At 64.6% G+C, this 13,601-nt stretch carries 12 protein-coding genes; 10 read left to right on the forward strand and 2 right to left on the reverse strand.

Features of this window, described 5'->3' with window-relative positions; genetic code table 11:
* The first annotated feature begins 44 nt into the window (after nt 1-44).
* The 10 genes from pdhA (at nt 45) to G9C82_RS08175 (ending at nt 9,196) form a co-directional block, all read left to right on the forward strand.
* Complete coding sequence (pdhA, locus tag G9C82_RS08130) at nt 45-1,151, forward strand: pyruvate dehydrogenase (acetyl-transferring) E1 component subunit alpha (protein WP_004960608.1); 1,107 nt, start codon at nt 45-47, stop codon at nt 1,149-1,151.
* Nucleotides 1,148-2,146 (forward strand): alpha-ketoacid dehydrogenase subunit beta, encoded by a 999-nt coding sequence (locus tag G9C82_RS08135; RefSeq protein ID WP_121302066.1) that lies wholly within the window; start codon nt 1,148-1,150, stop codon nt 2,144-2,146. The genes pdhA and G9C82_RS08135 overlap by 4 nt, the downstream gene beginning before the upstream one ends.
* A gap of 3 nt (nt 2,147-2,149) precedes the next feature.
* Entirely contained in the window at nt 2,150-3,775 is a 1,626-nt protein-coding gene (locus tag G9C82_RS08140) for a dihydrolipoamide acetyltransferase family protein (protein ID WP_127013848.1), read from the forward strand.
* Between the two features lie 145 nt (nt 3,776-3,920).
* Complete coding sequence (locus G9C82_RS08145) at nt 3,921-4,211, forward strand: hypothetical protein (RefSeq protein ID WP_127014427.1); 291 nt, start codon at nt 3,921-3,923, stop codon at nt 4,209-4,211.
* 57 nt (nt 4,212-4,268) lie between these two features.
* The gene (gene lpdA, locus G9C82_RS08150; protein WP_007187933.1) at nt 4,269-5,687 is read left to right on the forward strand and encodes a dihydrolipoyl dehydrogenase; all 1,419 of its coding nucleotides are present in this window, start codon (nt 4,269-4,271) and stop codon (nt 5,685-5,687) included.
* A 146-nt stretch (nt 5,688-5,833) separates the two neighbouring features.
* A complete protein-coding gene (locus tag G9C82_RS08155) occupies nt 5,834-6,463 on the forward strand; it encodes a hypothetical protein (protein ID WP_004960594.1) in 630 nt (209 codons plus the stop codon).
* A 77-nt stretch (nt 6,464-6,540) separates the two neighbouring features.
* Nucleotides 6,541-7,380, forward strand: coding sequence for an aldo/keto reductase (locus G9C82_RS08160; RefSeq protein WP_127013849.1), 840 nt, complete (start codon nt 6,541-6,543; stop codon nt 7,378-7,380).
* Nucleotides 7,381-7,455: 75 nt separating this feature from the next.
* The gene (gene pheA / locus G9C82_RS08165) at nt 7,456-8,271 is read left to right on the forward strand and encodes a prephenate dehydratase (protein WP_004960588.1); all 816 of its coding nucleotides are present in this window, start codon (nt 7,456-7,458) and stop codon (nt 8,269-8,271) included.
* A gap of 62 nt (nt 8,272-8,333) precedes the next feature.
* Nucleotides 8,334-8,741 (forward strand): Hsp20/alpha crystallin family protein, encoded by a 408-nt coding sequence (locus G9C82_RS08170; protein ID WP_004960586.1) that lies wholly within the window; start codon nt 8,334-8,336, stop codon nt 8,739-8,741.
* Between the two features lie 2 nt (nt 8,742-8,743).
* On the forward strand, nt 8,744-9,196 hold the full coding sequence (locus G9C82_RS08175; RefSeq protein ID WP_004960583.1) for a peroxiredoxin: 453 nt from the start codon (nt 8,744-8,746) through the stop codon (nt 9,194-9,196).
* 32 nt (nt 9,197-9,228) lie between these two features.
* Here G9C82_RS08175 and leuS read toward each other — a convergent pair whose 3' ends face one another.
* On the reverse strand, nt 9,229-11,916 hold the full coding sequence (gene leuS, locus G9C82_RS08180) for a leucine--tRNA ligase (protein WP_127013850.1): 2,688 nt from the start codon (nt 11,914-11,916) through the stop codon (nt 9,229-9,231).
* A 151-nt stretch (nt 11,917-12,067) separates the two neighbouring features.
* Entirely contained in the window at nt 12,068-13,459 is a 1,392-nt protein-coding gene (locus G9C82_RS08185; protein ID WP_127013851.1) for a HAMP domain-containing sensor histidine kinase, read from the reverse strand.
* Between the last annotated feature and the right edge of the window lie 142 nt (nt 13,460-13,601).

The following is a 13,601-nucleotide window of genomic DNA, read 5'->3' on the forward strand; positions in this document are numbered from 1 at the left end:
CGAGTGAACAGTCGTCGTATGCCACTTCGACGGAGGCGGTTTCTATGAGTGTCCTCCAACGCGACCCCACGGACAGGGTACAGATTCTCGATGAAGACGGGACAGTGGTCGACGGCGCAACCGTCCCGGACCTCTCGGACGACGAACTGGTGGAGATGTACCGGTATCTCAAACTCGGCCGGCACTTTGACCAGCGGGCGGTGAGTTTGCAACGACAGGGCCGGATGGGAACGTACCCCCCCATGTCGGGACAGGAGGCCTCGCAGGTCGGCAGCGCCTTCGCGCTGCGAGACGGCGACTGGGCGTTCCCGAGCTACCGGGAACATCTCGCAATGTACGTCAAGGGATGGCCCCTGTCGGACGACCTGTTGTACTGGATGGGGTCGGAGTCGGGTAATTCGCCGCCGGAAGACGTCCAGGCGTTCTCGTTTGCGGTCCCAATCGCGACGCAGATTCCGCACGCGACCGGGGCCGCGTGGGCATCGAAACTCAAGGGCGATGACACCGCTGCCCTCGTGTACTTCGGTGACGGTGCGACCTCCGAGGGCGACTTTCACGAAGGCCTGAACTTCGCTGGCGTGTTCGATGTGCCAGCGGTGTTTTTCTGTAACAACAACCAGTGGGCGATTTCGGTGCCACGGGAGCGCCAGTCGGCCAGCGAGACGCTCGCCCAGAAGGCCAACGCCTACGGCTTCGACGGCGTCCAGGTCGACGGAATGGACCCGCTGGCGGTGTATCAGGTGACCCGCGAGGCCGTCGACAAGGCGCACGACCCACCAGAGGGTGAACTCCGCCCGACGATGATCGAGGCGGTGCAGTACCGCTTTGGCGCACACACGACTGCTGACGACCCGTCGGTGTACCGCGACGACAGCGAGGTCGAACGCTGGAAGCAGAAAGACCCCATTCCGCGGATGGAGGCGTTCCTCCGGGACCGGGGCCTGCTCGACGACGAGCGGGTCGACGCCATCGACGAATCGGTTCAGGATGAGGTGGCTACGGCCATCGACGAGGCTGAGGCGACGGAGCGACCGAAACCGGAGGAGATGTTCGCGGACGTGTACGCGGAGATGCCACAGCGACTCGAACAGCAACTGGACTACCTCGAAGAACTGCGCGCGCGACACGGCGACGAGGTGCTACTGGAATGAGCACACAGGACGCGAACACACAGAGTTTGACGCTCGTACAGGCCGTCCGTGACGGGCTCTACGGCGAGATGGAACGGGACGAAGACGTGGTCGTGATGGGTGAAGATGTCGGGAAAAACGGCGGCGTCTTCCGGGCGACACAGGGGCTCCACGAGGAGTTCGGTGACGACCGGGTCATCGACACGCCGCTCGCGGAGGCCGGCATCGTCGGGACGGCTATCGGCATGGCCGCCTACGGGCTCCGGCCGGTGCCGGAGATGCAGTTCTCCGGGTTCATGTACCCTGCGTTCGACCAGATTGTCAGCCACGCCGCCCGGCTTCGGAACAGGAGCCGCGGCCGATACAATTGCCCGCTGACTGTTCGCGCACCGTACGGCGGTGGCATCCGCGCACCGGAGCACCACTCCGAGTCCAAGGAGGCGTTTTACGTCCACGAGGCGGGGCTAAAGGTGGTCGTCCCGTCGACGCCAAAGGAGACGAAGGGGCTGCTGACGGCGGCTATCCGGGACCCGGACCCCGTTATCTTCCTCGAACCGAAGCTCATCTACCGGTCGTTCCGCGAGGAGGTCCCTGATGACCCCTACACCGTCGAACTTGGCGAGGCGAAGGTCCGCCGCGAGGGGGCTGACGTGTCCGTGTTCACATGGGGTGCGATGACCCGGCCGACGGTCGAAGCAGCCGAAGAACTGGCCGAGGAGGGCATCGACGCCGAAGTAATCGACCTGCGAACGCTGTCGCCGATGGACACCGAGACCATCGTCGAGTCGTTCAAAAAGACCGGACGAGCAACCGTCGTCCACGAAGCGCCCAAAACCGGCGGGCTGGCCGGCGAAATCATCGCCACCATTCAGGAGGAAGTCCTGCTGTATCAGGAGGCCCCCGTTACGCGGGTGACTGGCTTCGACGTGCCGTACCCGCTGTACGCGTTAGAGGACTACTACCTCCCCGAACCCGCCCGCATCAAAGACGGTATCAGAGAGGCAGTGGAGTTCTGACGCATGTTCGAGTTCAATCTCCCAGACCTCGGTGAAGGGGTCGCAGAGGGTGAGGTGCTGACCTGGCGCGTCTCGCCGGGCGACGCCGTCACCGAGGACCAGGTCCTCGCGGAGGTGGAAACCGACAAGGCCGCCGTCGACGTGCCGTCGCCGGTCGACGGCGTCGTGCAGGAACTGCACGCCGAGGTCGGCGAGATGGTGCAGACCGGCGAGGTGCTCATCACCATTGCCGAAGAGGGCGACGCCGAAACGGCCGACGCGGCGGCCAGCGATACAGACGAAGCCGAATCGGCAGGAGCCGACACAGAGGAGGCAGACAGCGCTGCGAGCGAAGCCGCAGCGGCTGACGAGCAGTCGGGTGCAAGCACAAGTACGGCTGATGGCCGCGTGTTCGCCTCGCCGAGCGTGCGTCGACTCGCCCGTGAGAAGGGCGTCGACATCGCGGCCGTCGACGGAAGCGGACCGGGCGGCCGTGTCACAGAGGGGGATGTCGAGGCGGCCACAGCGTCGGCCGACGAGGCGACTGCCAGTGACGACAGCCCTACGTCGGTTGTTTCGAAGGCGTCCGACGACGGGGACAGTCCGACCGCAGCGGTTTCACAGGTCGACGCGGGCGACACAGACGACGGGACCGCTGTCAAATCAGCCGTCAAAAGCGTCTCCGGCGACGGACAGGAAGCCGCCAGTCGCGACCAGACGCTGGCGACGCCGGCCACCAGAAAGGCCGCCCGTGAACTCGACGTGAATATCGACGCCGTCCCGACCGACCAGACGCGGGACGGTCAGCCCTACGTCGACGAGGCCGCCGTCCGGACGTACGCGGAGGCCCAGCAGGCTGCACAGGCGGCCGATGCCGAAGCCATCAGCGCCGAAGGCGGCGCGACAGGGAGGGCAGCCAAGGCGGGCGGCACTGGGGCCGTCGAGACAGGCGACGGCGAGCGCCGCGAACCGTACCGTGGCGTCCGCCGGTCTATCGGCGAGCAGATGGCGCGCTCGCGTCGAGAAGTGCCCCACGCGACCCACCACGACCAGGTAGTCGTGTCCGGCCTCGTCGAGGCCCGTGAGCGACTCGCGCCACTCGCCGAGGAGCGCGATGTCGCCCTGACGTACACACCGTTTGTGGTGAAATGCGTCGCCGCGGCGCTGGACCAGCACCCGGTGCTCAACACGGCGCTTGACACCGAAAACGAGGAAATCGTCTACAGGGATGCCCACAACATCGGCGTGGCGGCGGCAACCGACCACGGGCTTGTCGTCCCGGTCGTTAACGACGTGGACGGGAAGGGGCTGGTCGAACTCGCCGGCGAGGTCAACGACCTCGTCGGGCGGGCCAGAGAGCGAGACATCGAGCGATCAGAGATGCAGGGCGGGACGTTCACCGTTACGAACTTCGGCGTCATCGGCGGCGAGTATGCCAGTCCGATCATCAACGTCCCCGAGACGGCGATTCTCGGTATCGGGGCGCTGAAAGAGCGGCCGGTGGCCGAAGACGGCGAAGTCGTCGCGAAACCTACGCTCCCGCTCTCGCTGGCAATCGACCACCGTGTCATCGACGGCGCCGACGCGGCGCGCTTCGTCAACACGCTCAAGGAGTATCTGTCGGACCCGACGCGACTCCTGCTGGAGTGACTGCCCGGGTTCGCAACCGAAAACCAGACCAGTCACTGGAACGACAGGGCTCGTGATGCCCTCCACAAGAGACACGTGGGTCTGGTACGGGTTAGCCACGCTGTTTGTGCTGGTTCCGGGCTGTGCTGCCCTCTCCCGAGTCGGAATGGAACTGTTCATTTCGTCGGGATCGGCCGGTGAGGGGAGTCTCGGGACGTTCCTCGGCGCGTTTGCCCTGACCGTCCTCGCCAGCTGGACGGGTGTGCTGTTCAGCCTGCTTCTCACGGTCGGCCTCTTTCTCGACAGTCGACACCTCCGGCAGACCGACGGGGACTGGACCCCCACACCGCTGTATGCGCTCGCCGGCATCGCCCACGCCGTGGGGGCGACACTGCTCGCGGCGTTTGCGGTGTCAGTGCCGGTCATCGGGTACTACCTGTACCGACGGCGCAGGTGAGAGACGACAGCGAGCTGAAGGGCGATAGCTTTTCACGGACCCGGACGAGGCACCGCTATGGTCGTTGGAGATGTCACTACGGGAACGGAACTGCTTGTTATCGGCGGCGGTCCGGGAGGCTACGTCGCTGCGATCCGGGGTGCGCAACTGGGACTAGACACGACGCTTGTCGAGCGGGATGCCTACGGCGGGACCTGTCTGAACCACGGCTGTATCCCCTCGAAAGCACTCATCTCGGCCTCGGATGTCGCCCACGACGCCCGGCAGGCCGAGTCGATGGGCGTATTCGCGGACCCGGCCGTCGACATGGCCGGAATGACCGAGTGGAAAGACGGCGTCGTCACACGGCTGACACGGGGCGTCGAATCGCTGTGTAAGAACGCCGGCGTCAATCTGGTGGAGGGGACCGCCGAGTTCGTCGACGACGGGACGGTCCGGGTTGCCCACGGCGGTGAGGGACAGGGCTCGGAATCGCTGTCGTTCGAACACGCCATCGTTGCGACGGGGAGCCGACCGATGGCGGTCCCGGGCTTCGAATTCGACGGCGAGCACATCCTCTCATCGAAGGACGCGCTTGCACTCGAATCGGTCCCGGAGAAGCTGCTCGTCGTCGGCGCGGGCTATATCGGCATGGAGCTCTCGACGGTGTTCGCAAAGCTTGGTGCGGAGGTCACCGTCGTCGAAATGCTTGATGACGTGTTGCCCGGCTACGAGGACGACATCGCGACGGTCGTTCGGGACCGCGCCGAGGAGCTGGGTATCGATTTCAACTTCGGCGAGGCGGCCGACAACTGGGAGGAGACAGACGAGGGCATTCGCGTCCAGACCGTTGACGAAGACGAGGCGGTCACTGAGTACAACGCCGAGAAATGTCTTGTCGCGGTCGGCCGCGAGCCGGTCACGGATACACTCGCGCTGGATAACATCGACCTCCAGACGGACGAGAACGGCGTCATTCCGACCGACGACCAGTGCCGAACGGCGTTTGAGTCGGTGTTTGCAGTCGGTGACGTGGCCGGAGAACCGATGCTGGCCCACAAGGCGATGGCTGAGGGCGAGGTTGCCGCGAGAGCCGCCGCCGGTGAGCCAGCCGCGTTCGACCACCAGGCGATTCCCGCCGCGGTATTCACCGACCCCGAAATCGCGACCGTCGGGATGACTGAGTCGGAGGCCGAGGCGGCGGGCTTCGAGCCGGTCATTGGACAGATGCCGGTCCGGGCCAACGGCCGTGCGCTCACGGTCAACGAGAAGGAAGGGTTCGTCCGCGTCGTCGCTGATGCCGACGAGGAGTTCCTGCTCGGGGCACAGATCGTTGGTCCGGAGGCGTCTGAACTCATCGCCGAACTCGGGCTGGGCATCGAGATGGGCGCGCGGCTGGAAGACATCGCCGGGACGATCCACACGCACCCGACACTCTCCGAAGCGGTCCACGAGGCGGCCGCAGCAGCACGCGGCGAAGCGGTTCACACGCGCTGAGAACGTTCTGGGCTGGTTCGTGAAGGGCCATTATGTTTTAACACAACTCTGATAGCGTTTATTATCAGAGAGTCATAATTTTGCGCCGTGCAAAAGGGTTATATTGTGGATTGAGTAAACTGTCGGTAAATAGGAACCGGTAACATATGTCTACTGATTCACAGCCCGACGACACTATCGCCCAAGCGATCATTTCGGGGTCGACGTACGAGCGACTCCGCTATGAACGCCACTCGTATCTCAGACAGACTGTCCCGCGGACGCTCGCGCTCCAGAGCGCCCTGCTTGGCGCGCTGGCACTGTTACTCCCGGTCTACGGGCTGTATCCGGACAGCACCGCGGCGTTTCTGCCATCGATTAACCCCGACCTCGCCTCGCCGAAAGTGCTGTTGCTCGGGGTATTCGGCGGATTCCTCCAGTTGTTCGGTGCGACATTACTCGTCGGGTCAGTTCTCTACCGGGTCCGGCTCGCCCCGCTGACCGAGCGACAGGCGCACGCGGCGCTCAACGCCGAGGACTTCGCGCGGTACGTCGGCCTCGGAACCGGCGGCCTGGCGATTGTCCTCTCGCTTTGCCTGTTCGCTGTGGGTCTGGGCGGCGGTGACGCAGTGTCCGCATACATCGCGTTCACGGGTCGAAACCCGTTCGTCGCCTCCGGGTTCGGGCTGTCAGTTGCGGCCGTCTCGCTGTTTGCCTTTGTCGCCAGCGTGACGGTTTTTTACGCCTCACGCTACCTCCTCGTTCACCTTGCGCTGTTCCACCGTAGCAGCGAGTGAGCGGGCTACGTGAGGTGTCGACACCGACGACCTGCGCCGACGCGGCTATTTTCAGGCGTGCGGACAACCGTGTTCACATGGTTACAAACGAGAGTGAGACGTTCGATATCGGTGGCGAACTCACGGTCCACCGGCTCGGCTTCGGCGCGATGCGGCTCACCGGTGATGATGTCATCGGTGAGCCAGACAACGAGACGGACGCTCACGCCGTACTGAAGCGGGCGGTGGAACTCGGTGTTGACTTCATCGACACGGCGGATTCGTACGGGCCGGGCGTCTCGGAGCGGCTCATCGGCGAAGCGCTCGACACCGAACGCGAGGACCTCGTCATCGCGACGAAGGGCGGCCTGCTCCGTAACACCGACGCGGACTGGCTGGCACACGGCGACCCGGACTACCTGCGCAACGCCCAGTTGTGCTCGCGGGACCGCCTGCAGATGGACCCTATCGACCTGTACCAGTACCACCGACCGGACCCCGACACGCCGTTCGAAGATTCGATTCGCGCGCTCGCCGAGATGAAGGATGAAGGGTTGATCCGCCACATCGGCGTCTCGAACGTCTCCGTCGAACAACTTGACCGCGCCCGAGACATCGTCGACATCGTGACGGTCCAGAACCAGTACAACGTCAGCCACCGCGACGACGAGGACGTGCTGGAAGCCTGCGAGCGCTACGGTATCGGGTTCATCCCGTGGTTCCCGCTCGGCGCTGGCGACCTCGGCGGCGTCGACGGTATCGATGAGATAGCCCAGCGCCACGACGCCACGCCCTACCAGATCGCGTTGGCGTGGCTGCTGGGGCACTCGGACGTGACACTCCCGATTCCCGGAACCAGCAGTCTCGACCACCTCGAACAGAACGTGGCTGCAAGCGCCATCGACCTCACTGACGAGGAACTGACGCGGTTGTCCTGAATCACGGCACACTGCGGCGACACAGCGCTTGCCGATGACCACGGTTCTTTTGGTTCCCACCGCTGTACCCCGGGTATGACCACTGTTACCTTAGGTCCTGAGGGGACCTACTCACACCGCGCCGCACAGGCAGTCACCGACGACGATATCTCCTTCTCCGAGTCAGTGACCGCCATCGTCGAGGCCGTCGCCAACGGCGAGGCCGAGCGCGGCGTCGTCCCCGTCGAAAACAGTATCGAGGGCTCTGTCACCGAATCGCTCGACGCCTTCGCGGAGTACGACGTTGCCGTCGTCGAGGAGGTTATCACGCCGATCCGCCACGCCCTGCTCGCACAGGACGACTCGTTCTCACTGGTAGCCAGCCATGCACAGGCGCTGGCTCAGTGTCGCGGCTGGCTCGACGAGCACTACCCCGGCGTCAATGTCGAGGCCGTCGCGTCGACGGCCCGCGGCGTTGAGCGCGCCCGTGGCGACGCGGACATCGCCGCTATCGGCCACCCCGAGAACGCGACCAACGGCACCGAACTGAAAGTGCTCGCCGAGGACATTCAGGACCGGTCCTCGAACGCCACCCGCTTCGTCGTCGTCGCCCCGAAGAGCGAGCGCAGCGAGGCCGGCGGCAAGACCTCCTTTATTGTTTACCCCGATGTCGACTACCCCGGCCTCCTGCTTGAACTGCTGGAGCCGTTCGCAGACCGCGACATCAACCTCACCCGCGTCGAGTCCCGGCCCAGCGGTGAGCGGCTCGGGGACTACGTCTTCCACATCGACATCTCGGCCGGTCTCTACGAGCAGCGCACGCAGGAGGCTCTCGCTGATATCGAGGACATCGCCGGGAAGGGGTGGGTCCGCCGGCTCGGGTCGTATGACTCCAAGACAGTCGTCAACTGAGCCGGCGAAACACCGCCGGCCCCGCTTCAAGCGTTAAGTCCTGGGCCCGTGTACCCCCGTGTATGTCTGACCGCGATCCGTTCAGCGAAATCGAGCGCGCGTTCGATATGCTGGGAGAGCAGTTCGGCGTCGACATGGGCGCTATCCCGGTCGACGTCCTCGACGAGGGCGACGCCTTCCTCGTCCACGCGGACCTGCCCGGCTACGACAGCGAGGACATCGACGTCCAGCTTGTCGAGGACCGCAAGCTCACCATCAGCGCCACATCAAGCCAGGAGCGGGAATCAACCGACGGCCAGTACGTCCAGCGCGAGCGCCGTCAGCAGTCGCTGAGCCGGTCGGTTCGCCTCCCCGAAGCCGTCGACGACGGTGAGACCACTGCGAGCTACGACAGCGGCGTTCTCACTGTGCGGCTGGCGAAGGTTGGACACAACGAGGACGACGACGGGACAGATATCCCTGTAAACTGACGATGGTACTCGAACCCGGTACCGACGTACCGACGATCAGGGCGACGAACCAGCACGGCGACGCGGTCCAGCCCAACTTCGAGCAGCCAACAGTGCTGTACTTCTATCCGGCGGACGACACGCCGGGCTGTACGACGGAGACAGAACAGTTCGAGGAGCACGCACAGCGGTTCGAAGACACGGGCGTCTCAGTGTACGGCGTCTCGACCGACGGCGTCGAGAGCCACCGCGACTTTGCTGAAGCGAACGACATCAGTTTCGACCTGCTGGCCGACCCCGAAGGGCGACTGTGTGAAGCGTTCGACGTGCCACTCGTCGACGGACGGAGCCAGCGGACGACGTACGTTATCGCACGGGAGCGCGTCGTCGCCGTCTACGAACGGGTCGGTCCCGACGGCCACGCGGCGAGCGTCTTCGAAGACCTCGTCGACACTGGGCTAGTTAGCGCCGAGTAGGCCGCGACAGACGAAAATCGGACGACTGCGAGCTATTCTTCGATATCGATGGCCGGTCGGCCGGGACCGGATTTGCCGACGAGGTCGGGGTCCGCCTCCTCGGGTCCCTGCACGACCACGTCAGCGCCGAACTCCCGTTCGATGAGCCACGCGGCCCGTTCGAGCGCTGCCTGTTCGCGCTCGGGCGGGAGTTGCTCGTCGAGCGATTGTGCGCGGCCGGCCAGTTCCTTGGCGAAGTCCGCGGCCGCCTCGCCCTGCTCGCGCAGGTCCTCGTCCTGCATGACGGTCCCGACGACGTTGCCGTCGGCGTCGCGAGCCAGGTCGAGGACGCGGTGCTTCCACTCCGGTGCGACCGCGAGCGTCACCGTGGCGGGGTCCTCGATACCGACCGTCTCGACGATGTCGCGGATGTCCTCGCGGGTGTTTTCGACCAGCCGGCGCTCCATCTCGTAGTCGGCGGGGGCGTCGGCGGCCGGCCACTCGGCCTCGGCGATGAGGTCGTCATGGCCCAGTTCGGCCCACATCTCCTCTGCGGCGTGGGGCGCGACCGGGGCGAGCAGTTTCGCCGCCGTCGCCAGCCCGCGCTCGAAGGTGTCAGCATCGGGGGTGGTCGCCTCCTGATACCGGCGCAGCAGCGACACCAGTTCCCGGACGGCCTGCAGCGCGTGGTTGAACCGGAAGTCCTCGAACTCCGCCGTCGCGTTCGCTGCCGTCGCGTCGATTTCGCGGGCGACGTAGTCCGCGATGTCGGCCCCATTCTCCGTGTCAGTGGCGGTCCCCGCCTCACCCTCCGCGTAGGCCGAAACCAGCGTGTACACGTTCTGGAGGAAGCTGTGGGCGGACTGCACACCCTCAGGACTCCAGGCGAACTCCTTCTCTGGCTGGGCGGCCTCCATGATGAACAGTCGGGCCGTGTCCGCGCCGTACTCCTCGATGATGCGCTGGGGTGAGACGCCGTTATCCAGACTCTTCGACATCTTGTTGCCGTCCTCGCCAAGCACCATCCCCTGGTTCGTGAGGTTGGTGAAGGGTTCGCGGACATCATCAACCATGTCGAGGTCGTCAAGCACTTTCGTGAAGAAGCGGGCGTACAGCAGGTGCATCACGGCGTGTTCGATGCCGCCGACGTACTGGTCGACAGGCATCCAGTCGCTGGCCCGCTCGGCGTCGAAGGGAGCCTCATCCATCTCCGGCGAGGTGTACCGCAGGAAGTACCACGAGGAGTCGACGAAGGTGTCCATCGTGTCCGTCTCCCGCACCGCGTCGGCACCGCAGTCCGGACAATCAACCTGCTTCCACTCCTCAGCGGCGTCCAGCGGGTTCCCAGTCGTGTGGACGAACTCCGGCAGTTCGACGGGGAGATCCTCGTCGGGGACTTCGACGTAGCCACAGTCGTCGCAGTGGATCATCGGAATTGGCGTGCCCCAGTAGCGCTGGCGGGAGATACCCCAGTCGCGGAGGTTGTATTCCGTCCTGTGTTCGCCGTCGAACTCCTCAACGAAGCGGTCGCGGGCTTCGTTACTACTGAGCCCGTCGAACTCGCCGCTGTTGACCAGCAGGCCGTCCTCGGGGTAGGCTGCTTCCTGCACGTCGATGTCTTCGGGGTCAGCGTCCGCGTCGTCGGTTGGTTCGACGACCTGCACGATGTCGATGTCGTGGTGTGTGGCAAACTCGTGGTCGCGCTCGTCGTGGGCCGGCACGGCGTACAGCGCGCCGGTTCCCACGTCGGTCAGCACGTAGTCGGCGACGTAGACAGGAATCTCCTCGCCAGTAGCGGGATTGGTCGCGTACTCGCCGGTGAACACGCCGGAAGTTACGTCCAGCTCGTCCTCGTCGGCCTGCTCTGCCGTCTCGATGTACTCCGCAACCTCGTCGTTCTGTTGGGCGATCTCCTGCGCGACGGGATGACCGGGAGCCAGCGAGAAGAACGTCGCCCCGTGGATGGTGTCCAGACGGGTCGTGAAGATGTCGACCTCGCCGTAGTCGCCGACCTCGAAGGCGACGCTCGCCCCCTCTTGCTTGCCGATCCAGTTACGCTGCATCTCCCGGACGTTGTTCGGCCAGCCCTCGAGGTCGTCTAAGTCCTCGAGCAGTTCCTCGGCGTAGTCGGTGATAGTGAAGAACCACTGGTCCATCTCGCGGGCCTCGATGGGCGTGTCACAGCGCCAGCAGAGCTCTTCTTCGCCCTCGACCTGCTCGTCGGCCAGCACTGTCTCACAGGAGGGACACCAGTTCAGCTCGGCGGCCTGACGCTCGACCAGCCCTTCCTCGCGGAACTGTTTGAACAGCCACTGGTTCCACTGGTAGTAGTCGGGTTCACAGGTCGCGAGTTCGCGGTCCCAGTCGTAGCCAAAGCCCATCTCCGTGAGCTGGTCACGCATCGAGTCGATGCACTGCATCGTCCAGTCCCGCGGGTTGGTGTCGCGTTCCTCGGCGGCGTTCTCAGCCGGGAGGCCGAAGGAGTCCCACCCCATCGGGTGGAGGACGCTCTCGCCGCGCATCCGCTCGAAGCGGGCGTAAGCATCCGTGATTGTGTAGTTCCGGACGTGGCCCATGTGGAGGCTTCCGGACGTGTAGGGGAACATCGCCAGCACGTACTCCGGGTCGGTCTCGTCGTCGTCGATCCGGAACACGTCGGCCTCGTCCCACGTGCGCTGCCACCGGGGCTCGATCTCCGTATGATCGAACCCCCGCTCGCGTTCCTCACCGGTCGTGGTCATGATATCGGAACATCCGGCAGCGACCGTGCTATACCTTTCCCTTCGGGAGGGTATCAGGGTCCGCCGCACGAACGCACAGGCCAACGGGTGTGAGTCCGGAGCGCTGCCTGCTTACAGAGCGGTAGCGTCGCCAGGGTCGACTGACCGCCCGCTATTCGGGACAGTCGACGTTTCCGATATCGAATCGGGCACCGCCCGACTCGCTCTCCGCTGCTGTGACCGTCCACCCCTGGTCAGCGGCGACCCGTCGGGCGACATAGAGTCCGAATCCAGTGTTCTCTGCGACAGCAGTGTGACCCGCATCGAACACCCGTTCCGGTGGTTCGACATCGATGCCCGGACCGTCATCTGCGACGAAGAAGCCGTCTGCCGTCAGGCCGACGGTGACGGTGACCGACGGTCCGGCGTGTTCAAGCGCGTTCTGGAACAGTATCTGGAGCAACAGTCCGGCAGACTCCTGATCGGCGACAATACGGGTGTCCCCATCGAAAGTCAGGCATGCCTCACTGTCAGCGAGCGTGTCCCACACCTCCCGACTGAGACGGGAGAGCCAGACGTGTTTTCGCTTCGGGACCTGTTCGATCTCGGCGTGCTGGACCGGGCCATTCGGGTCACTCGTAGAGAGTTCAACGACGGTATCAATAATCGCAGAAATCTGGGACAGCGACTCGGCAATGTCGGCGGTCGGACCGTCGCAGTCAGCCAGCTCTTCGAGTCGCCCGTACGCGATCTGCAGTTCGTTTCGAAGCTCATGAGACGCCACGAGTGCGACTTTCACCATCCGTTCGTTCTGGCGGCGAAACGCGTGCTCACGGAGCTTTCGCTCGGTGATGTCCTGCGTGTGTCCGACGATTCCCCGAACGTTCCCAGCGGAATCGTACCACGGCATCTTGCGGGTGCGGACGTACGACGCGTCGAGATCGAGGAACTCCTCCACTTCGATCCGGTCCGTGTCGCCCTCGATGACGTCCATCTCATCACGCAGGGCCGCTCTCGCGTGTTCATCGGCCAGTTCCGGAACCTCGACGTCGGTGAGGCCGAGTCGGTCGGTCGGCTCGTTGAACCCCCGACTCATCAGGACGTGTCGGGCCTGCTCGTCTTTCGCGTACAGGTGGTCCGGCAACTCGTTGAACAGGGAGAGCAACAGCGTCTCCATTGGGGACGGTGGGCGTCCAGCAACGGACGGCGGCTCAGCGTCGAGACTGTCCCGGACGGCCTCGGCAACGGCGTCTTCGAGACCTGCCGACGGCTCAACGGCCGTCACCTCGAGGGTATCCGGGACCGCCGCCGGGTCCTCGCCAACAATGATTACCGGCAGGTCGGGAAACAGCGTCCTGACGCCGTACGCGATATCGGTTCCGGACTGGCCATCGACTGTTTCGGGCAGCACGAGCGCGTGGAACACCGAATGGGTGAGCGTATCAAAGAGGTCCGTGAGGTCCGACAGGTGCGTGATCGAAGCCGGTGTGTCAGCGAGGGCAGATTCAAGAGTGGCGGTATCCAGCCCGTCGGTCGTGACGACTAAGACAGGTTTGCTACCCATAGTGCGTTCCCGGTGGGCAGATCATTGCATGCGGGAGATTGTCACTGTTTCGGGCGTTTCGACGTGCAAAAGCTGTTCAGGCAAATCAGTTCAGGAACTGTACTGAACGCTCCAGCTTCAGCCAGTTCCGGTCAGGCCAGAC

It is taken from the genome of Haloarcula sp. R1-2 (assembly GCF_011627385.1).
Taxonomy (GTDB): domain Archaea; phylum Halobacteriota; class Halobacteria; order Halobacteriales; family Haloarculaceae; genus Haloarcula; species Haloarcula marismortui.

Bases quoted from the DNA above. Each gene is read 5' to 3' on its own strand.
- G9C82_RS08185 (WP_127013851.1), bottom strand. From the start codon at position 13,459: ATGGGTAGCAAACCTGTCTTAGTCGTCACGACCGACGGGCTGGATACC.
- lpdA (WP_007187933.1), top strand. From the start codon at position 4,269: ATGGTCGTTGGAGATGTCACTACGGGAACGGAACTGCTTGTTATCGGC.
- G9C82_RS08145 (WP_127014427.1), top strand. From the start codon at position 3,921: ATGGAACTGTTCATTTCGTCGGGATCGGCCGGTGAGGGGAGTCTCGGG.
- leuS (WP_127013850.1), bottom strand. From the start codon at position 11,916: ATGACCACGACCGGTGAGGAACGCGAGCGGGGGTTCGATCATACGGAG.
- G9C82_RS08175 (WP_004960583.1), top strand. From the start codon at position 8,744: ATGGTACTCGAACCCGGTACCGACGTACCGACGATCAGGGCGACGAAC.
- G9C82_RS08160 (WP_127013849.1), top strand. From the start codon at position 6,541: ATGGTTACAAACGAGAGTGAGACGTTCGATATCGGTGGCGAACTCACG.
- G9C82_RS08155 (WP_004960594.1), top strand. From the start codon at position 5,834: ATGTCTACTGATTCACAGCCCGACGACACTATCGCCCAAGCGATCATT.
- G9C82_RS08140 (WP_127013848.1), top strand. From the start codon at position 2,150: ATGTTCGAGTTCAATCTCCCAGACCTCGGTGAAGGGGTCGCAGAGGGT.
- G9C82_RS08135 (WP_121302066.1), top strand. From the start codon at position 1,148: ATGAGCACACAGGACGCGAACACACAGAGTTTGACGCTCGTACAGGCC.
- pheA (WP_004960588.1), top strand. From the start codon at position 7,456: ATGACCACTGTTACCTTAGGTCCTGAGGGGACCTACTCACACCGCGCC.
- pdhA (WP_004960608.1), top strand. From the start codon at position 45: ATGAGTGTCCTCCAACGCGACCCCACGGACAGGGTACAGATTCTCGAT.
- G9C82_RS08170 (WP_004960586.1), top strand. From the start codon at position 8,334: ATGTCTGACCGCGATCCGTTCAGCGAAATCGAGCGCGCGTTCGATATG.